The sequence below is a fragment of the Streptomyces sp. NPDC058470 genome (assembly GCF_042721055.1).
Classification (GTDB): Bacteria; Actinomycetota; Actinomycetes; order Streptomycetales; family Streptomycetaceae; genus Streptomyces.
In genome coordinates this window covers 65354-84366 of sequence record NZ_JBHXMF010000010.1, presented here as the reverse complement: position 1 = coordinate 84366, position 19013 = coordinate 65354, and the positions used below count along the sequence as shown (strand labels likewise).

Annotated in this window: 17 protein-coding genes, 1 pseudogene and 1 riboswitch; of the genes and pseudogenes, 14 read left to right on the top strand and 4 right to left on the bottom strand. The window is 69.0% G+C overall.

Annotated elements, in window-relative coordinates:
- Nucleotides 1-48 precede the first annotated feature (48 nt).
- The 4 genes and pseudogenes from ACFWP7_RS09970 (at nucleotide 49) to ACFWP7_RS09955 (ending at nucleotide 3622) form a co-directional block, all read left to right on the top strand.
- A complete protein-coding gene (locus ACFWP7_RS09970; protein WP_384378863.1) occupies nucleotides 49-1032 on the top strand; it encodes a hypothetical protein in 984 nt (327 codons plus the stop codon).
- Nucleotides 1033-1069: 37 nt separating this feature from the next.
- Nucleotides 1070-1573 (top strand): annotated as a pseudogene (locus ACFWP7_RS09965) (DNA-processing protein DprA); the annotation flags it as partial.
- 271 nt (nucleotides 1574-1844) lie between these two features.
- Nucleotides 1845-2687 (top strand): RNA polymerase sigma factor WhiG, encoded by an 843-nt coding sequence (gene whiG / locus ACFWP7_RS09960; RefSeq protein ID WP_383681685.1) that lies wholly within the window; start codon nucleotides 1845-1847, stop codon nucleotides 2685-2687.
- Nucleotides 2688-3064: 377 nt separating this feature from the next.
- On the top strand, nucleotides 3065-3622 hold the full coding sequence (locus ACFWP7_RS09955; RefSeq protein WP_384379057.1) for a TetR/AcrR family transcriptional regulator: 558 nt from the start codon (nucleotides 3065-3067) through the stop codon (nucleotides 3620-3622).
- A 362-nt stretch (nucleotides 3623-3984) separates the two neighbouring features.
- Here ACFWP7_RS09955 and ACFWP7_RS09950 read toward each other — a convergent pair whose 3' ends face one another.
- Nucleotides 3985-4635, bottom strand: a complete 651-nt coding sequence (locus tag ACFWP7_RS09950) for a M23 family metallopeptidase (RefSeq protein ID WP_384378859.1) — start codon at nucleotides 4633-4635, stop codon at nucleotides 3985-3987.
- 270 nt (nucleotides 4636-4905) lie between these two features.
- On the opposite strand from ACFWP7_RS09950, the gene rpsB reads away from it, so the two are divergent.
- The 10 genes from rpsB to ACFWP7_RS09900 all read left to right on the top strand — a co-directional run bounded on the left by rpsB (nucleotide 4906) and on the right by ACFWP7_RS09900 (nucleotide 15765).
- A complete protein-coding gene (gene rpsB / locus ACFWP7_RS09945; protein WP_384378856.1) occupies nucleotides 4906-5907 on the top strand; it encodes a 30S ribosomal protein S2 in 1002 nt (333 codons plus the stop codon).
- A 95-nt stretch (nucleotides 5908-6002) separates the two neighbouring features.
- Entirely contained in the window at nucleotides 6003-6839 is an 837-nt protein-coding gene (gene tsf / locus ACFWP7_RS09940) for a translation elongation factor Ts (RefSeq protein WP_384378853.1), read from the top strand.
- Nucleotides 6840-7030: 191 nt separating this feature from the next.
- Nucleotides 7031-7801, top strand: coding sequence for a UMP kinase (gene pyrH / locus ACFWP7_RS09935; protein ID WP_384378850.1), 771 nt, complete (start codon nucleotides 7031-7033; stop codon nucleotides 7799-7801).
- 168 nt (nucleotides 7802-7969) lie between these two features.
- Entirely contained in the window at nucleotides 7970-8527 is a 558-nt protein-coding gene (gene frr, locus ACFWP7_RS09930) for a ribosome recycling factor (RefSeq protein WP_384378847.1), read from the top strand.
- Entirely contained in the window at nucleotides 8527-9657 is a 1131-nt protein-coding gene (locus ACFWP7_RS09925) for a phosphatidate cytidylyltransferase (protein WP_384378844.1), read from the top strand. The genes frr and ACFWP7_RS09925 overlap by 1 nt, the downstream gene beginning before the upstream one ends.
- Nucleotides 9658-9770: 113 nt before the next feature.
- On the top strand, nucleotides 9771-10877 hold the full coding sequence (gene rlmN, locus ACFWP7_RS09920; protein WP_266474585.1) for a 23S rRNA (adenine(2503)-C(2))-methyltransferase RlmN: 1107 nt from the start codon (nucleotides 9771-9773) through the stop codon (nucleotides 10875-10877).
- A gap of 48 nt (nucleotides 10878-10925) precedes the next feature.
- Nucleotides 10926-11044, top strand: a riboswitch (TPP riboswitch).
- Between the two features lie 79 nt (nucleotides 11045-11123).
- A complete protein-coding gene (locus ACFWP7_RS09915) occupies nucleotides 11124-12215 on the top strand; it encodes a thiamine ABC transporter substrate binding subunit (RefSeq protein ID WP_384378839.1) in 1092 nt (363 codons plus the stop codon).
- Nucleotides 12191-13867, top strand: a complete 1677-nt coding sequence (locus tag ACFWP7_RS09910) for an ABC transporter permease (RefSeq protein WP_384378836.1) — start codon at nucleotides 12191-12193, stop codon at nucleotides 13865-13867. The genes ACFWP7_RS09915 and ACFWP7_RS09910 overlap by 25 nt, the downstream gene beginning before the upstream one ends.
- Nucleotides 13868-14887, top strand: a complete 1020-nt coding sequence (locus ACFWP7_RS09905; protein ID WP_384378833.1) for an ABC transporter ATP-binding protein — start codon at nucleotides 13868-13870, stop codon at nucleotides 14885-14887.
- A 68-nt stretch (nucleotides 14888-14955) separates the two neighbouring features.
- Entirely contained in the window at nucleotides 14956-15765 is an 810-nt protein-coding gene (locus ACFWP7_RS09900) for a maleylpyruvate isomerase family mycothiol-dependent enzyme (protein ID WP_384378830.1), read from the top strand.
- Between the two features lie 212 nt (nucleotides 15766-15977).
- Here ACFWP7_RS09900 and ACFWP7_RS09895 read toward each other — a convergent pair whose 3' ends face one another.
- From ACFWP7_RS09895 to ACFWP7_RS09885, 3 genes are all read right to left on the bottom strand, one after another.
- Entirely contained in the window at nucleotides 15978-16634 is a 657-nt protein-coding gene (locus tag ACFWP7_RS09895; protein ID WP_384378827.1) for an LAETG motif-containing sortase-dependent surface protein, read from the bottom strand.
- A gap of 189 nt (nucleotides 16635-16823) precedes the next feature.
- Complete coding sequence (locus ACFWP7_RS09890) at nucleotides 16824-17945, bottom strand: LOG family protein (protein WP_384378824.1); 1122 nt, start codon at nucleotides 17943-17945, stop codon at nucleotides 16824-16826.
- Between the two features lie 607 nt (nucleotides 17946-18552).
- On the bottom strand, nucleotides 18553-18960 hold the full coding sequence (locus tag ACFWP7_RS09885; RefSeq protein WP_384378821.1) for a VOC family protein: 408 nt from the start codon (nucleotides 18958-18960) through the stop codon (nucleotides 18553-18555).
- Between the last annotated feature and the right edge of the window lie 53 nt (nucleotides 18961-19013).

Here is a 19013-nt window from a genome sequence, read left to right as displayed (position 1 = left end):
CAGACCGTTCAGCGGCTCGCCTTCATCCGCTTCCTCTACGAGCAGGGCGTGGCTCAGGCCCAGCAACCCCAACCCCTCGCCGCAACCTCGGTGTTGTCCTTCCACGACGCGGTCGAGCTCTACCTTGTCCTCGCGGGCGAACATCTGCAGGTCAACCTCCCGACACAGATCAGCTTCTCCCAGTACTGGGAGAAGCTCACGCCCGGGCTGCCTCCGAACACGCAGCTGCCGAGCAAGAAGGCCATGGAGCGGATGAACAAGCTCCGGGTCAACCTCAAACACCACGGCTCAGTGCCATCTACGACGGACATCACGCAGGTCCGCGCTGACGTGCTGACGTTCTTCACCGATGCGACACCGTTGGTCTTCGGCGGTGACTTCACCCGCATCGACATGATCGACCTGGTGAACCGCCAGGAGACGGTGATGTTCCTGCAATACGCACAGACCTGCGTGGACAAGGGTGACCTCCTGCAGGCCATGGCAGGACTCGCCATCGCGTTCGATGAACTCATCGACCACTACACGGAAGCCGGTGAAGGGACTTACCGACCGCCGTTCCAGTTCGGACAAAGGCTGCGGAACTACCGCGACGAGAGTCGGCGCATCTCTGGCGACCGGGGGGTCAAGAAGCTCTCCGACCTGTCCGCCTTCGTGGGATTCGTCAAGGACATTTCTGTGCAACTCGCGAGCCTGACCAAGGTCACCCAGGACATTCGACGGGCGATGCAAGTGACGGGGCTGGGCATCGACTACACCCGCCATGCCCAGTTCGAAGTGGTGACGCCCGAAATCCTGAACTACATAGACGGACATGCCGAGTTCCTCGTCGAGGAAGGGCACAAAGCCCTCACCGCCGACGACTACCACTTCGCACGCCTCTTCGTGATCGAGTCCGCCTTGCAGGCGGCGAGGGTGGATGAGGTGTTGCAGCGGAGACGCGCGCACCACGCTGCCGGAACTCCATCGCCGGGCGTCTGGAAGACCGGCGACACCCGCAACTGGGAAGGGCCTGATCCTTCTGGGCGGTGATCAAGAGCTCATCACTCGCCTGAACGAAGTGCAGAGAAGATTCATCCTGCGGAACAGGGTCATCGCCGCGCTCACCCGGGGGACCGTGGTCGTCGAGGCCGCCTACCGCAGCGGCGCGCTGGTCACGGCTCGCGCGGCGGCGCGGCTCGGGCGGTTCACGATAGGGGTGCCGGGGCCTGTCACCAGCGGGTTGTCGGCCGGGGTGCACGAGTTGTTGCGCGGGGACGCGGTCCTGGTCTCCGACGCCGCGGAAGTCGCCGAGCTGGTGGGCGACATAGGAGACCTGGCTCCCGACCGGCGAGGGCCCGTGCTTCCGCGCGATCTGCTCGACCCGGGCGCGGGGCGGGTGCTGGCCGCGCTGCCGGCCCGCGGCCTGGTGGGGGCCAAGGAGGTCGCCCGTGGCGCGGGGACCACGACGGACGAGGCGGTCGGGAGACTGTACGAACTCCGAGCACTTGGTTTCGTCGAACGACACGGCGACGGCTGGAAGTTGACACGCCAGGCAATGATCTCTGTCCGCGGTGCTCGAGGCGGCTGCTGACCGAGCGTGTTCGGCCGTCCGGGCGAACGCCGACAGCCTTGGCAATTCCCGCAGTTGGCGGCTCCCGGCGATCACACAGGGCGATCACCGGGAGCCCGGGCGGCGCCCACCAGAACGCATCTGCGTAGGGGTGATCACCCGCCCTTCGCGCACTGCGACGCTTCAGTCACGCTACGCTCACGGGGTTTCCGGCGTAGACAGGCAACTCGACATCAGACCGACAGCTCACCCAGGCATCCCCAGTTCACAGCAGAACGGCACAAGGCGACGAATGCCCCAGCACACCTCCGGGTCCGACCGGGCGGCGATCCCCCCGGCCGCCCGTGACGGCCGCAGCGTGCGCCCGCCCGCTCCCTCGACGCTCGACGAGCTGTGGCGGTCGTACAAGTCGACGGGCGACGAGCGGCTGCGGGAGCAGTTGATCCTGCACTACTCGCCGTTGGTGAAGTACGTCGCCGGGCGGGTGAGTGTCGGCCTGCCGGCCAATGTCGAACAGGCCGACTTCGTCTCCTCGGGGGTGTTCGGGCTGATCGACGCGATCGAGAAGTTCGACATCGAGCGGGAGATCAAGTTCGAGACGTACGCGATCACGCGGATCCGGGGCGCGATGATCGACGAACTGCGGGCGCTGGACTGGATTCCGCGGTCCGTACGGCAGAAGGCGCGCAATGTGGAGCGGGCCTACGCGACGCTGGAGGCGCGGCTGCGGCGCACCCCCTCCGAGGGCGAGGTGGCCTCCGAGATGGGGATCGGCGTGGACGAACTCCACGCGGTCTTCAGTCAGTTGTCGCTGGCGAACGTGGTGGCTCTGGAGGAGTTGCTGCACGTCGGAGGCGAGGGCGGTGACCGGCTGAGTCTGATGGACACCCTTGAGGACACCGCGGCCGACAATCCGGTGGAGGTCGCGGAGGACCGGGAACTGCGGAGGTTTCTGGCGCGGGCGATCAATACGCTGCCGGACCGCGAGAAGACCGTGGTCACGCTGTACTACTACGAGGGACTCACGCTCGCGGAGATCGGCAACGTGCTGGGGGTGACCGAGAGCCGGGTGAGTCAGATCCACACGAAGTCGGTGCTTCAGCTGCGGGCGAAGCTGGCCAGTTTCGGGCGCTGACCGCGATGGGGGCAGGGAGCTGAATCGTCTCTGCCGCGCTTTGTCCCGTACCGGGGCTCGTACTGGGGCCTGTACTGGGTTCCCGCACCTTGTCTCGTATCGAGGCCTGTACTGGGTCCCGCGCCTTGTCTCGTATCGAGGCCCGTACTGGGTTCCCGCGCCTTGTCTCGTATCGAGGCCCGTACTGGGTCCCGCGCCTTGTCCCGTACCGGGGCCCGCCCTTCGCGGGGGCGTTCCCTGTGCTTGCCTCGGCTGTGGCCCGCCACCGTCTTGTCCCTGTTTGGCGACGCCTCGAATGGTCGGGTGATCGGGGTGGGTGCCGTTCGGGGCGGTCCGTCCGTAAAGTGGTGGCCGTGCCAAGGATTCGAGCGGCCTCCGTGGCCGAGCACCGGTCGATGCAGCGAGCCGCCTTGCTGGACGCGGCTCGGTCCCTGTTGTCCGAGGGCGGGACGGAGGCGCTGACCTTCCCCGCTCTCGCCGAGCGCACGGGGCTTGCGCGGTCTTCCGTCTATGAGTACTTCCGGTCGCGGGCTGCCGTCGTCGAAGAGCTGTGCGAGGTCGACTTCCCGGTCTGGGCGGCGGAGGTGTCCGACGCGATGCAGCGGGCGGCGACCTCGGAGGCCAAGGTCGAGGCCTATGTCCGACAGCAGCTGGCCCTCGTCGGGGACCGGCGGCACCGGGCCGTGGTGGCCATCTCCGCGAGTGAGCTCGATGCCGGAGCTCGGGAGAAGATCCGTGCGGCTCATGGCGGCCTTGTGGCGATGATCGTTGAGGCGCTCGGGGAGCTGGGGCACACAGAGCCGCGGTTGGCGGCGATGCTTCTTCAGGGCGTGGTGGACGCCGCCGTGCGCCGCATCGAGCTGGGGGCGGCCGAGGATCCCACCGCCATCACCGACGCGGCGGTCGCCATGGCTCTGCGGGGCGTTCGGGGCTGAGGCTCTGTGTTCTGCGCACCCGGCGTGGGGGCTGAGGTGGGGGTGGGCTGCGCAGCCCGGCGGTTGAGGGGTGCCGCTCTCGTCGGGACGGGAACTGCCCCTGGCGGCGCGCATGCCCACAGCTATGACGGTTGCGGAGCGGCCGCATGTCCACAGCGCGGACTGTTGCGGAGCAACACGTAGGCCGACGGCGAAGGCGGGGGGCGGAGCGTCAGGTGTGCCGGTGGTGAAGGCGGGGGCGGAGCCGGTGGTGAAGGCGGGGCGGAGCCGTTGGTGTGCCGGTGGTGAAGGCGGGGCGGAGCCGTTGGTGTGCCGGTGGTGAAGGCGGGGCAGAGCGGCAGGTGCGCCCATGGTGAAGGCGGTTATCGCTTCGCCCCAGTCAGCGGTAGCAAGCGCGACGGGCCCCTGCTGAGTAGCCAAGGTGGGAGCAGTGACAGTGGGTCCAGGTATGTCCTGCCTCTGAGCAGGCCCCAGTGCAGGCACGACGTCGGGCAGTGGGAGCTGCCTGGTTCCACGGTGCCCAGGATCTCGCCGGCCGCGACCTCGGCGCCCTTGTCCACCGACGCCCGCACCGGACCGTACGTCGTGCGCAGAGGCGGCGTACCCGTGCCCGTCAGTTCCACCGAGACCACTCCGCGCCCCGCGACCCGGCCGGCGAAGGACACCCGGCCCGCTGCGACTGCCCGTACCGGTGTGCCCGGGGCCGCCGCGAGGTCCACGCCCCGGTGACCGCGGCCGTATGCCGTCGCCGGGGGATCCCAGCCTCGTACGACCGTGGGACGTACGCCCAAGGGCCAGGCGCGGGCGACGGCCGGGACCGTCGGATCGGCCGCCGCGGGCGGTCCCGGGGACCGTGCCCCTGAAGACCCCGGCGAACCAGGGGATCCCGGCGGCACCGGTGACGCGGGGCCGGTCGTCCGGGCCAGGGCGGACGGGGCCAGGGATCCCAGGACGGTCACCGTCAGTCCCAGCAGCACACCCAGCCACGTACGCAGACATCGTTTCGCTCGCATGCGAGAACCGTCCCGCATCGGGCCGATCATGGCCGGGATCTGTGGAGTACCGGCCGGTTGTGGAAAGCGGCGTCACCCGGTGCCTCTCAGGTCCCGTACACTTCTGGTGGCGATCCGGGCGACCGGGTCGACTTCGCACGCCCCGACACGAGGCCGTCAAACAGCCGGTGTCAGCGCCCCTCGGTCCCTAGTGGCAAGGCGCAAGCGGGCGTCAGGCGCGGGTGCCGTCCGGCACGCGCGGCACAACCGAGAACACCAAGGAGAACGGCCATGGCCGTCGTCACGATGCGGGAGCTGCTGGAAAGCGGCGTCCACTTCGGTCACCAGACCCGTCGTTGGAACCCGAAGATGAAGCGCTTCATCTTCACGGAGCGCAACGGCATCTACATCATCGACTTGCTCCAGTCGCTGTCGTACATCGACCGCGCCTACGAGTTCGTCAAGGAGACCGTCGCCCACGGCGGCACGGTCATGTTCGTCGGCACGAAGAAGCAGGCGCAGGAGGCCATCGCCGAGCAGGCCACCCGCGTCGGCATGCCCTATGTCAACCAGCGCTGGCTGGGCGGCATGCTCACCAACTTCTCGACCGTCTACAAGCGTCTGCAGCGCCTCAAGGAGCTTGAGCAGATCGACTTCGAGGACGTCGCCGCGTCCGGTCTGACCAAGAAGGAGCTTCTCGTGCTGTCGCGCGAGAAGGCCAAGCTGGAGAAGACCCTCGGTGGTATCCGCGAGATGTCCAAGGTGCCCAGCGCCGTCTGGATCGTGGACACCAAGAAGGAGCACATCGCCGTTGGTGAGGCCCGGAAGCTCCACATTCCGGTCGTCGCGATCCTCGACACCAACTGCGACCCCGACGAGGTCGACTACAAGATCCCGGGCAACGACGACGCGATCCGCTCCGTCACCCTGCTCACCCGCGTGATCGCCGACGCCGTCGCCGAGGGCCTCATCTCCCGCTCCGGTGTGGGCAAGGCCGCCGAGGGCGACAAGGCTGCGGGCGAGCCGCTCGCCGCGTGGGAGCGCGACCTGCTCGAGGGCGAGAAGAAGGCGGACCCCGAGGACGCTGCCGAGGCTCCGGTCGCCGAGGTCCAGACCTCCGCCGAGACGGAGAAGGTCGCCGACGCCGAGCAGGCCGAGGTTGTCGCTGAGGCCCCGGTCGCTGAGGCTCCGGTCGCCGAGGCGCCCGCCGCTGAGGCTCCGGTCGCCGAGGCGCCCGCCGCCGACGCTCCGGTCGCCGCCGAGGCCCCCGCCGCGGACGCCGAGCAGGCCTGACCCCTCACCCCTTCGGGTTCTGAACGGCGGGGGCGCACCAAGCCCCCGCCGTTCGGCCCGTAGATCTTCAGACTTCGAGAGAGATTCCGGGAATCATGGCGAACTACACCGCCGCCGACGTCAAGAAGCTCCGTGAGCTCACCGGCGCCGGCATGATGGACTGTAAGAAGGCGCTGGACGAGTCCGACGGCAACGTCGACAAGGCCGTCGAGGCGCTGCGGATCAAGGGCCAGAAGGGCGTCGCCAAGCGCGAGGGCCGCTCCGCCGAGAACGGCGCTGTGGTCTCGATCATCGCTGACGACAACTCCTCCGGTGTCCTGGTCGAGCTGAAGTGCGAGACGGACTTCGTCGCCAAGGGCGACAAGTTCCAGGCCGTCGCCAACCAGATCGCCGAGCACGTCGTGGCGTCCTCCCCGGCCGACCTCGACGCCCTCCTCGGCTCCGAGATCGAGCCCGGCAAGACGGTTCGGGCGTTCGTCGACGAGGCCAACGCGAGCCTGGGCGAGAAGATCGTCCTGGACCGCTTCGCCCAGTTCTCCGGCGCCTACGTCGCCGCGTACATGCACCGCACCATGCCCGACCTGCCCCCGCAGATCGGTGTCCTGGTCGAGCTGGACAAGCCGAACGCCGAGCTTGCCAAGGGCATCGCGCAGCACATCGCCGCCTTCGCGCCGAAGTACCTCTCCCGTGAGGACGTTCCGGCCGAGGTCGTCGAGTCCGAGCGCCGCGTAGCCGAGGAGACCACGCGCGCCGAGGGCAAGCCGGAGGCCGCGCTTCCGAAGATCGTCGAGGGTCGCGTCAACGGCTTCTTCAAGGAGGCCACCCTCCTCGGCCAGCCGTACGCGCTCGACAACAAGAAGTCCGTCCAGAAGATTCTGGACGAGGCCGGTGTCACCCTGAAGCGCTTCGTGCGTATCAAGGTCGGCATCTGAGTCCGTACCGCGATCGACGCCCGACCCCGCTAGGGTCGACAGCAGTCGTCCGCGTATGTGGGCACGCGCGCGTGCGTGTCGGACGACAGCAGATCTGACGAGGAGGCCATTGCCAAGCATGGGATGCGAACAACACCCCAGCGGCAATGGCCTTCTTCGTATGTGTGACACGTAAAAGAGGCGAGAGATCCATGACCACCACCCAGGCCGACAAGGGCGAGAAGACCGACGACGGCAAAGGCGCGGGACGCTTCATGCTGAAGCTTTCCGGCGAGGCGTTCGCCGGCGGCGGCGGACTGGGCGTCGACCCCGACGTGGTGCACAAGATTGCCCGTGAGATCGCGGCCGTCGTGCGCGGCGGAGCCCAGATCGCGGTCGTCATCGGCGGCGGCAACTTCTTCCGCGGCGCGGAACTCCAGCAGCGCGGCATGGACCGGGCGCGCTCCGACTACATGGGCATGCTCGGCACGGTCATGAACTGCCTGGCCCTCCAGGACTTCCTGGAGAAGGAAGGCATCGACAGCCGGGTCCAGACCGCCATCACCATGGGGCAGGTAGCCGAGCCGTACATCCCGCTGCGTGCCGTACGGCACCTGGAGAAGGGCCGTGTGGTCATCTTCGGCGCCGGTATGGGCATGCCGTACTTCTCCACCGACACCACCGCTGCCCAGCGTGCCCTGGAGATCGACGCCGAGGCCCTGCTGATGGGCAAGAACGGTGTCGACGGTGTGTACGACTCCGACCCGAAGACCAACCCCGAGGCGGTCAAGTTCGACTCGCTCAGCTACGCCGAGGTCATCACCCGCGACCTCAAGGTCGCCGACATGACCGCCATCACGCTGTGCCGGGACAACAAGCTGCCCATCCTGGTCTTCGAGCTCCTGGCGGAGGGCAATATCGCGCGGGCGGTCAAGGGTGAGAAGATCGGCACACTCGTGGGTGAACACAGCAGCCGGGCCTGACGGGACCGGCCCCGAGCGGGGGTCGAGCCCTGACCGGGCACGGACCCCGACCGGGGGATGGACAATGTCCTGCCGGTCCGGAACCGTGCAGGAACAAGACGCGACGCAGCCGGCTGCCACCCCTCCGAGGAACAGCTGCCGGGCCTACTCAAGACGCAGGAGCAAGTGGTGATCGAAGAGACCCTCCTCGAGGCCGAGGAGAAGATGGAGAAGGCCGTCGTGGTCGCCAAGGAGGACTTCGCCGCGATCCGCACCGGTCGTGCGCACCCGGCGATGTTCAACAAGATCGTGGCGGACTACTACGGCGCACTGACGCCGATCAACCAGCTGGCCTCGTTCTCGGTGCCCGAGCCGCGCATGGCGGTGGTGACCCCGTTCGACAAGAGCGCGATGCGCAACATCGAGCAGGCGATCCGCGACTCCGACCTCGGCGTCAACCCGAGCAACGACGGCAACATCATCCGGGTGGTGTTCCCGGAGCTGACCCAGGAGCGCCGCAAGGAGTTCATCAAGGTCGCCAAGACCAAGGGTGAGGACGCCAAGATCTCGATCCGCTCCGTCCGCCGCAAGGCGAAGGAGACCATCGACAAGCTGATCAAGGACGGCGAGGTCGGCGAGGACGAGGGCCGCCGTGCGGAGAAGGAACTCGACGACACCACGGCGAAGTACGCCGCTCAGGTGGACGAGCTCCTGAAGCACAAGGAATCGGAGCTGCTCGAGGTCTGATGAACGACTCTTCCTGGGCGCCGCCGCCACAAGCCGGGTACTGGGGGCCGTCCGAGCAGGGGCCTGTCCAGGGGGCTGCCCCGGCGGGTCCCACATACGATGCGTATGACGCGCAGCACACTCGCCCCATGCCCATCGTGCCCGACGTACCCGAACATGGCGGAGACCAGGATGACGACCGGGGGGCCGCTCGGCTGAGCGGTCCCCTGTTCCGCGACGACACACCGGCGACGGCGCCGCCCTACGGAGGCCCGTCGCAGAAGCCGCAGGAGCCCATGCCCAGCGACCCACAGCCCGCCTCCGCACCGCAGAAGAAGAGCGCGGGACGGGACCTGGGCGCGGCCATAGGGGTGGGCGTCGGGCTCGGCGCGGTGATCATCGCGTCGTTGTTCATCGTCAAGGCCGTCTTCATCGGCGTGATAACGGTCGCTGTGGTCGTGGGGCTGTGGGAGCTCACGTCGCGGCTGGAGGAGCGCAAGGGCATCAAGGCGCCTCTCGTGCCGCTGGCGCTCGGCGGTGCGGCGATGGTCGTCTCCGGTTACGTCCGGGGCGCCGAGGGTGCGTGGGTGGCGATGGCACTCACCGCGCTGGCCGTCCTGGTCTGGCGCATGACGGAGCCCCCCGAGGGCTATCTGAAGGACGTCACGGCCGGTGTGTTCGCGGCCTTCTACATCCCGTTCCTGGCCACGTTCGTCGCGCTGATGCTCGCGGCCGACGACGGCTCATGGCGGGTGCTCACGTTCCTGCTGCTCGCCGTGGTCAGTGACACGGGCGCGTACGCGATCGGCTGGCGCTTCGGCAAGCACAAGCTGGCGCCGCGCATCAGCCCCGGCAAGACCCGCGAGGGCCTGGTCGGAGCGGTCACCTTCGCGATGGCCGCGGGTGCGCTGTGCATGGAGTTCCTGATCGACGACGGCACCTGGTGGCAGGGCCTGCTCCTGGGCCTCGCGGTCGCCGCCAGCGCCACGCTCGGCGACCTCGGCGAGTCCATGATCAAGCGGGACCTGGGCATCAAGGACATGGGCACGCTGCTGCCGGGCCACGGCGGGATCATGGACCGGCTGGACTCGCTGTTGCCCACGGCTCCGGTGGTGTGGCTGCTGTTGGTGATCTTCGTCGGGTCGGGCTGACCTGCGGTGACGGGTGCGTCTGTACGTCGCTGACGTGCGGGTTTGTCGGTGAGGGGCTCGTTGTCCACAGGGCGGCGAGTCCCTCTCCGTATGTCTGCGACACTGGTACGGCCATGCCTAAGCCCGGAGAACTCACATTCGTCGCCCCGCGCGGAGCCAAGAAGCCGCCGCGGCATCTTGCCGATCTCACGCCCGCTGAGCGTAAGGAAGCGGTTGCCGCGATCGGTGAGAAGCCGTTTCGTGCCAAGCAGCTGTCGCAGCACTACTTCGCGCGGTACGCGCACGACCCCGCGGAGTGGACGGACATCCCGGCCGCCTCGCGCGGGAAGCTTCAGGAGGCGTTGCTTCCCGAGCTGATGACGGTCGTGCGGCATCTGTCGACCGACCAGGAGACCACCCGCAAGACCTTGTGGCGGCTGTTCGACGGCACGCTCGTCGAGTCCGTGCTGATGCGGTATCCGGACCGGGTGACCATGTGCATCAGCTCGCAGGCCGGGTGCGGCATGAACTGCCCGTTCTGCGCGACCGGGCAGGCCGGGCTCGACCGGAACCTCTCCACCGGTGAGATCGTGCACCAGATCGTCGATGGCATGCGGGCGCTTCGGGACGGCGAGATCCCGGGTGGTCCGTCGCGGCTCAGCAACATCGTCTTCATGGGGATGGGTGAGCCGCTGGCCAACTACAAGAGGGTGGTCGGGGCGATCCGCGCGCTGACCGACCCCGAGCCCGACGGGCTCGGCCTCTCGCAGCGGGGCATCACCGTGTCGACCGTCGGGCTCGTCCCGGCGATCAACCGGTTCTCCGACGAGGGCTTCAAGTGCCGCCTCGCCATCTCCCTGCACGCGCCCGACGACGAGCTGCGCGACACCCTCGTACCCGTGAACACGCGGTGGCAGGTGCGGGAGGTGCTGGACGCCGGCTGGGAGTACGCGGCGAAGTCCGGGCGTCGGCTCTCCATCGAGTACGCGCTGATCAGGGACATCAACGACCAGGCCTGGCGTGGTGACCGGCTCGGGCGGATGCTCAAGGGCAAGCCCGTGCATGTCAACCTCATCCCGCTGAACCCGACGCCGGGTTCGAAGTGGACCGCCTCGCGGCCCGAGGACGAGAAGGCGTTCGTCGAGGCGATCGCGGCCCACGGGGTGCCGGTCACCGTTCGGGACACCCGTGGTCAGGAGATCGACGGGGCGTGCGGTCAGCTCGCGGCCACCGAGCGGTAACCTGGGCAACATGGCTGCGTACGTGCATCCTTAGGTACCTACATCTTCATATTCCGACAGGGGAGCGCCACAGCGCTGAGAGTGCGGTAGCCGGGTCACCGGCGGGCCGCAGACCCTCAGAACCTTGCCCAGGTCATTCTGGGTAGGAAGTTCGGTCAATACTCAAGCTGTTGCGCCCTGCCCGGGAACTGTCAGAGGTTCCCGGGCAGGGCCGCGTCTCTTCCTGGTCATCCCAGGAGGAATTCAGTGAACAAGAAGAAGACGATCACGGCCGTCGTCGCTGTCGGTGTGGGGTTGGGGCTCGTCACGCTCTCCGCGTGCGGCTCGACCGACTCCGGTTCCGGGAGCGGTGGTGACTCCAAGACGGTGACTCTCGTCAGCCATGACTCCTTCGCCTACTCCAAGGACGTGCTGAGCGCCTTCGAGAAGGAGTCCGGGTACACGGTCAAGGTCCTCAAGGACGGCGACGCGGGGCAGGCCGTCAACAAGGCGATCCTCACCAAGGACAACCCGCAGGGCGACGTCTTCTTCGGCGTCGACAACACCCTGCTGTCCCGCGCGCTCGACAACGGGCTCTTCCAGTCGTACGACGCCAAGGGCTCGGACCAGATCCTCCCGGAGTACCGGGTCGACCAGGACAAGCACCGGGTGACGCCCATCGACACGGGCGACATCTGCGTCAACTACGACAAGGCCTACTTCAGCGAGCACAAGCTGACGCCGCCGCGGTCCTTCGACGATCTGATCAAGCCCGAGTACAAGAACCTGCTCGTCACCGAGAACGCCTCCACCTCCTCGCCCGGCCTCGGCTTCCTGCTCGGGACCGCGGCGAAGTACGGGGACGACGGCTGGCAGGACTACTGGACGAAGCTCAAGGCCAACGGCGTCGAGGTCGTCGACGGCTGGGAGCAGGCGTACAACGAGGACTTCTCCGGGTCCGCGGGCGGCAAGAAGGCCAAGGCGGACCGGCCGCTCGTCGTCTCCTACGCCTCCTCGCCGCCCGCCGAGGTCATCTACGCCGACCCGAAGCCGACGACCGCGCCGACCGGCGTCGCGACCGGCACCTGCTTCCGGCAGGTCGAGTACGCGGGGCTGCTGAGCAACGCGAAGAACACCAAGGGCGGCGAGGCGCTCATCGACTTCCTGATCACCAAGCAGTTCCAGGACGACATGCCGCTGAACATGTTCGTCTACCCGGTGGTGGAGGGCGCAAAGGTGCCGACCGAGTTCACGGAGTTCGGGCCGCAGGCCAAGGACCCCGAGACCATGGCCCCCACCAAGATCGCCGAGAACCGTGACCAGTGGGTCAAGTCGTGGACCTCACTCGTACTGAAGTAACGCCCCGGGCGCGAAGAAAGTCCCGTCGGCCAGGCGCGGCGCGGCTCGGGCTGATGGCCCTGCCGGTCGCGTTCTTCGGCGTCTTCTTCGCCTACCCCGTGGCGGCGATCGTGGCCCGCGGCCTCAAGGTCGACGGGATCTGGCAGTTCGGGCGGATCGGGGATGTCCTCGCGCAGTCCGACATCCGGCACGTGTTGTGGTTCACCACCTGGCAGGCGCTTGCCTCGACCGCGCTCACGCTGCTGATCGCGCTCCCCGGCGCGTACGTCTTCGCGCGCTTCGATTTCAGGGGCAAGCAGGTGCTGCGGGCGGTGGTGACCGTGCCGTTCGTGCTGCCGACGGTCGTCGTCGGTACGGCGTTCCTGGCGCTGGTCGGCCGGGGCGGGCTGCTGGACGAACTGTGGGGCGTACGGCTCGACACCACCGTCTGGGCGATCCTGCTCGCGCACGTTTTCTTCAACTACGCGGTCGTCGTCCGTACCGTCGGCGGACTCTGGTCGCAGCTCGACCCGCGTCAGGAGGAGGCCGCCCGGATGCTCGGCGCCTCCCGGTTCGCGGCCTGGCGCAAGGTGACGCTGCCGGCCCTGAGCCCTGCTGTGGCCGCCGCCGCGCTGATGGTGTTCCTCTTCACCTTCACCTCCTTCGGCGTGGTGCAGATCCTGGGCGGCCCCACCTTCTCGACCCTCGAAGTCGAGATCTACCGGCAGACCTCGGAGATCTTCGACCTCTCCACGGCGGCGGTGCTGACGATCATCCAGTTCGTGGCGGTGGGCGCGATCCTCGCCGTGCACGCCTGGACCGTACGGCGCCGGGAGACCGCCCTGCGTCTGGTGGCCCCGGAGACGACCGCACGCCGGCCACGCGGTGCCGGGCAGTGGGCGCTGCTCGCCGGGGTCCTCGCGACCATCGCCGTGCTGCTCGTGCTGCCGCTCGCTGTGCTGGTCCAACGGTCCCTGGACGCCCCCGACTTCGGGTACTACAGGGCATTGACGACCGACGACAGCGGCATCTTCCTCGTCCCGCCGATCGAGGCGATCGGCAACTCCCTGGAGTACGCGCTCGCCGCCACCGCCATCGCCGTACTGATCGGTGGTCTGGCGGCCGCGGCCCTGACGAGGCGCGCCGGGCGTCTCGTACGAGGCTTCGACGCGCTCTTGATGCTGCCGCTGGGCGTGTCGGCGGTGACCGTCGGGTTCGGGTTCCTGATCGCGCTGGACGAGCCACCGCTCAACCTCAGAAGCAGCTGGATCCTGGTGCCGCTCGCGCAGGCACTGGTCGGTGTCCCCTTCGTCGTACGGACGATGCTGCCCGTGCTGCGGGCGGTGGACGGGCGGTTGCGGGAGGCCGCCGCGGTGCTCGGGGCGTCGCCGTGGCGGGTGTGGCGCGAGGTAGATCTGCCGATGGTGCGCCGGGCGCTGCTGGTCGCGGCCGGGTTCGCCTTCGCGGTGTCGCTGGGCGAGTTCGGGGCGACCGTCTTCATCGCACGGCCCGACAATCCCACGCTGCCGGTCGCCGTGGCCCGGCTGCTCGGGCGGGCGGGCGACCTCAACTACGGCCAGGCGATGGCCCTTTCGACCATCTTGATGGTGGTGTGCGCGGTGGCGCTGCTGCTGTTGGAGCGGGTACGGACCGACCGGACCGGGGAGTTCTAGATGCTGCTGAGCCTTGAGACCGCGACCGTACGCTTCGGCGGGCGGGCGGTGCTCGATGCCGTCGACCTCGCGGTCGCCGAGCACGAGATCGTGTGTGTGCTGGGGCCGAGCGGCAGCGGCAAGTCGACGCTGCTGCGGGTGGTGGCCGGGCTCCAGACGCTCGACTCGGGCCGGGTGTTCCTCGACGACCGCGACCAGGCGCAGGTGCCCGCGCACCGGCGGGGCGTCGGCCTGATGTTCCAGGACCACCAGCTCTTCCCGCAGCGGGATGTGGGCGGCAACGTGGCCTTCGGGCTCCGGATGCACAGGACGGGCAAGGGTGAACAGGCCGTACGGGTACGCGAGTTGCTGGAGCTCGTCGGCTTGCCGGGCGCCGAGCGCAGGGCCGTCGCGGCCCTCTCCGGTGGAGAGCAGCAGCGGGTCGCGCTGGCGCGCGCCCTGGCGCCGCGCCCCCGGCTGCTGATGCTCGACGAACCGCTCGGCCAGCTCGACCGCTCGCTGCGCGAACGCCTTGTCGTCGAACTCCGCGAGCTGTTCGGCGAGTTGGGTACGACCGTGCTCGCCGTCACGCACGACCAGGGCGAGGCCTTCGCGCTCGCCGACCGGGTCGTGGTGATGCGCGACGGTCGAATCGCCCAGTCCGGTACGCCGCTTGAGGTCTGGCAGCACCCCGCGGACGAGTTCGTGGCACGCTTCCTCGGCTTCGACAACGTGGTCGACGCGATCGTGAGCGGGGAGGCCGCTGACACCCCGTGGGGGAAGGTTCCGGTGCCGGAGAGCACCCCGCAGGGGCCGGGCACACTGCTCGTACGGCCCGCGGGCGTACGGCTGGTGGACGCGTCGGAGGGGCTGCGCTGCACCGTGGTCGCACGGACCTTCCGGGGCACCCACGTCGCCGTACAACTGCAACCGGAGGACGCGCCCCGGCTCGAAGCGGCGTGCACGCTCAGGGATGCGCCGGTCCCGGGTGACCAGGTCGGGGTCGCGTTCGACGCCGCTGAGATCGTCGTCCTCGACTGAGGCCGACCGCACCGGCGCCGCCGAAATGGTCGTACGCGAGGAACCTCCTGCCGCATAAAGTGCGGGTCATGACGCTACTCGGACTGCTCGGACATGATCGCTACTGTGACGCGATCGAGTTGCAGGTACGGCAGTTGAGGGATGTGGTGACCTCGGACGGCGTCGAGCTGTCCGCCGCCGTGCCGACCTGCCCGGACTGGTCGCTTGAGCAGCTCGTCCGGCATACGGGCGGGGCGCTGCGCTGGGTCGAACTCATCGTGCGGACCAGGGCGCAGGAGAACATCCCCGACGAGGATGTGCCGTTGGCCGAGGGGCCGGAGGCCGAGGGTGATCCCGCGGCTCTGGACGCCTGGCTCGCGGAGAGCGGCGAGATGCTCGTCGGCACGCTGCGGGAGGCGGGGCCCGACGTGAAGGTCTGGGCGTGGGCGGGGGTTCTCAACTCCGGTTTCTGGGCGCGCCGGATGACACACGAGCTGGCGATCCACCGTGCCGACGCGACCCTGGCCGCGGGGCTGCCGTACGAGGTCGACCCCGATGTGGCCGCCGACGCGATCGACGAGTGGCTGGAGATCGTGGAGTTCGTGCAGCGGACGCAGCCGCACGACGCGGCGAAGGAACTGCGCGGGCCCGGCCGCAGCATCCACCTCCACGCCACCGACGCGACCCCCGAGTTGAACGCCGAGTGGGTCGTCGAACTCACCGAGGAAGGTGTTGCCTGGCGCCGGGGCCACGAGAAGGCGACCGTCGCGCTGCGGGGTCCGCTGACCGAGGTACTGCTGGCCTTCTACCGCCGACTGCCGCTGGACGCCGGGCGGTTGGAGGTGCTGGGGGAGCGGGAGCTGCTGGATTTCTGGCTGGAGCGGGCGACGTTCGGGTAGGTCCTGCGCTGTGGGTGCCACCAGGGTCGCATACTGCGCCGCGGATGCCACCAGGGGCACGTCCGCTCCGCGGATGCCACCAGGGTTATGTCCTGCTCCGTGGGTGCCCGTCAGGGTCGCGTCCCGCGCCGCGGCTGCCCGCCAGGGTCGCACAGGCGTGTGGCCCGTCTCCTCGATGAGGGGACGGGCCACACGTTCGTACGGTGTGAGGATCAGGCCTTCGTCGCGCCACGGCGGCGCATGCCGAAGAACACCGCTCCGCCACCGACCAGGACGAACGCACCGGCGACGCCGGCGATCACCGGGGTGGTGGAGTTCGCACCGGTCTCGGCGAGGTTGGACTCACCGGCCGCGGGGGACGGAGCGTTGCTGCCCGTCGTGGCGGGGGCGGTGGTGCTCTCGGCGGGCGACGGCGTCGCCGAGTCCGAGGGCGTCGCCGACGGGGCGGGCGTCTCCGAGGCCGGAGGCGTCGTGGCCGGCGGAGTGGTCTCCGTGGACGTGCACGCCTTGTCCGGCGCGGTCAGGTTCGGGGAGATGTCCTCGTCGACAGCATTGTTCTCGGCCTTGATGTGGACGCGGTACTCGGCCTTGGGGGCCCAGTCCTCCGAGAACGTGACGATGGCGCCCTCGCGGGTGCCCACCACGGTCTCCTCGCCGACAAGCTTCGCGTCGGCGCCGTTCGACTCGAGGTAGACCGACACGGTGGCCTTTACGCCCGAGGCGTCCACGTCTTTGACGGTGATGATGCCCTTCCCGTTGTCGTCGCAGTCGGCGACGGCGGTGAAGTCCTTAATGTTGCAGGCCATTGCGTTGCCGGCGACACCGAGCGCGAGCGCGGCCGTCGCTGAAGCAACACCGAGGATTCGCACAGAACGTGCGGTACGGCGAGATATGGACACGATTGCCCTTCACGGGGATGCGCAACTGCGGGGGGTGACAGGGGCGTTCTGCTGCTCTGCTGCGACAACAGCGCCCCCAGTAGCCTCACTGGTTTATAAGCGCCAGCTAAGTGCTGTCAATGCATATGCCCTTGCCGAGGCGTTGGCTTTACCTTGTCGTTAACCACCGAGACGTTTGAGAGCGTCCGGAGCGTCCTCGATACGGTCAACTAGGGCGATTCGGGACTCCATCGCCCGCTCGCGGGCGAGCGACTGCAGGAGGGGCCAGGTGGGGTGCTTCTCGGTCCAGTGGGCGCGGTTCACGAGAACCATGGGCGTCGGCTCGCCACGGGACTCGTAGTAGTTCGGCGTCGCGTTGTCGAAGATCTCCTGTACGGTCCCGGCGGCGCCCGGCAGGAAGACGACGCCCGCGTTCGAGCGGGCCAGCAGGCCGTCCTCGCGGGTCGCGTTGGCGAAGTACTTGGCGATGTGCGCGGCGAAGGCGTTCGGCGGCTCGTGGCCGTAGAACCAGGTGGGGATACCGACCGAGGCGCCGCCGGCGGGCCAGCGCTCGCGTACGTCGAAGGCGGCGCGCGCCCAGTCGGTGATCGAGGGGGCGAACGACGGCGCCCGCGCGAGGAGTTCGAGGGCCTCGGTGAGCATCTCGTCGTTGAAGGGGGCCGCGTACGCGCCGAGGTTCGCCGCCTCCATCGCGCCCGGGCCGCCGCCGGTGGCGACCGTGTAACCGGCGCGCGCCAGCTCACGGCCGAGGCGCGCCGCCCCCTCGTACGCCTGCGTGCCCCGTGCCATCGCGTGGCCGCCCATCACGCCCACCACCCGCGCGCCGACGAGGAGTTCGTCGAGTGCGTCGGAGACCGAGTCGTCATGGATCGCGCGGAGCATCGACGAGAAGACGTCGCCGTCGGCCTTGGTCTGCTGGAACCAGGCGTACGCGCGGGCGTCCGGCGTGGCTTCGTAGCCCGCGTCGAGCCGCTCGAAGAGTTCGTCGGGGGAGTAGAGCAGGCCACGGTAGGGGTCGAAGGGCAGGCCGGGGACGGGCGGGAAGACCAGCGCACCCGCCGCGCGTATCCTCCCCGCCGCGTCGGCGTCCATCGGGCAGCCGAGGAAGACGGCGCCCGCGGTGTCCAGGGCCAGCAGATCCCTCGTACGAGCCGTCAGATCGACTGCCTGAACACGGAAGTGAGCGAGTGAGCCGTGCTTCGAGACCACCTCGTCGAACTCGGCGAGGGACTCGATCTCACGGTCGTGGGAAGCGTGGCTGGGGGTCGGTTGCGGCTGCACGCGGCCATGCTAGGCGCACGGGCGGCGGGGTTTGGGGGCGGCCCGGAAACGCGGCCGGGCTGGGGACTGGGTCGCCGGGGGTGGTGGGGGCGAGGGGTTGCAGTGGTGGTGCTGGGGAGGCGCGGGGCGGCAGTGGTGGTGCCTGAGTGGGCGAGGGGCTGTGGTGGTGGCGCCGAGGGGCTGCGGTGGGTGGTGGGGTGCCTTGGGCGGCCTCAGGCGGGGCGGGGCGGGGCGTTGGGGCGCCCGGTGCCGCACGCGTGCCGCTCGTGCCCGGCGCCCGTGCCTGGGCTTGCCGCTCGTGCCCTGCGCCAGTGCCCGCGCTTGCCGCTCGTGCCCGGCGCTCGTCCCCGGCGCCCGCGCTTGTGGCTCGGGTTTGCCACCTGTGCCCGGCGCTCGCGCCTGTGGCTCGCGCCTGTGGCTCGCGCCTGTGGCTCGCGCCCGGCGCCCGCCGCTAGCGCCCGCGCTCGTCGCCCACGCCTGCCGTCCACTGTCCCCCCTAGGCCGCCCACTGCCCCCCCTAGGCCGCCACCGCCCCCGTACGCCGCCCCCGTCGCCGTACGCGCCCATGTCCTCTGTCGTGAGGGGGCCGGGCACTCGTGTGCGTGGGTCAGCCCTGGACCGCTGCCGGGTCCATCCACGTGACCTCCCAGGTGTGGCCGTCCGGGTCGTCGAAGGCGCGGCCGTACATGAAGCCGTGGTCCTGGGTCTCGCCCGAGGCCGAGCCGCCCGCCGCGATGGCGTTGTCGACGAGTTCGTCGACCTTCTCGCGGCTCTCGGCGCTCAGACACAGCAGGACCTCGCTGGTCTTGGTGGAGTCCGCGATCTGCTTCTTCGTGAAGTCGGCGTAGCGCTGCTTGCTCAGCATCATGGCGACGATCGTGTCGCTGATCACCACGCAGGCGCAGTCGTCCGTCGAGAACTGCGGGTTGATCGTGTAGCCCAGCTCGGTGAAGAACTTCTTCGAGGTGTCGACGTCGGCTACGGCCAGGTTCACGAAGATCATCTGCTGGTACATGTCCAGGTCTCCCATCGGTGCGGTACCGCGCTGTGGTGTCGTACGCAGGGATA

Coding starts and splice junctions, on each gene's coding strand:
- ACFWP7_RS09900 (WP_384378830.1), top strand. CDS start 14,956: ATGACGCTACTCGGACTGCTCGGACATGATCGCTACTGTGACGCGATC.
- whiG (WP_383681685.1), top strand. CDS start 1,845: ATGCCCCAGCACACCTCCGGGTCCGACCGGGCGGCGATCCCCCCGGCC.
- ACFWP7_RS09905 (WP_384378833.1), top strand. CDS start 13,868: ATGCTGCTGAGCCTTGAGACCGCGACCGTACGCTTCGGCGGGCGGGCG.
- ACFWP7_RS09885 (WP_384378821.1), bottom strand. CDS start 18,960: ATGTACCAGCAGATGATCTTCGTGAACCTGGCCGTAGCCGACGTCGAC.
- ACFWP7_RS09925 (WP_384378844.1), top strand. CDS start 8,527: ATGAACGACTCTTCCTGGGCGCCGCCGCCACAAGCCGGGTACTGGGGG.
- pyrH (WP_384378850.1), top strand. CDS start 7,031: ATGACCACCACCCAGGCCGACAAGGGCGAGAAGACCGACGACGGCAAA.
- ACFWP7_RS09950 (WP_384378859.1), bottom strand. CDS start 4,635: ATGCGAGCGAAACGATGTCTGCGTACGTGGCTGGGTGTGCTGCTGGGA.
- rpsB (WP_384378856.1), top strand. CDS start 4,906: ATGGCCGTCGTCACGATGCGGGAGCTGCTGGAAAGCGGCGTCCACTTC.
- tsf (WP_384378853.1), top strand. CDS start 6,003: ATGGCGAACTACACCGCCGCCGACGTCAAGAAGCTCCGTGAGCTCACC.
- rlmN (WP_266474585.1), top strand. CDS start 9,771: ATGCCTAAGCCCGGAGAACTCACATTCGTCGCCCCGCGCGGAGCCAAG.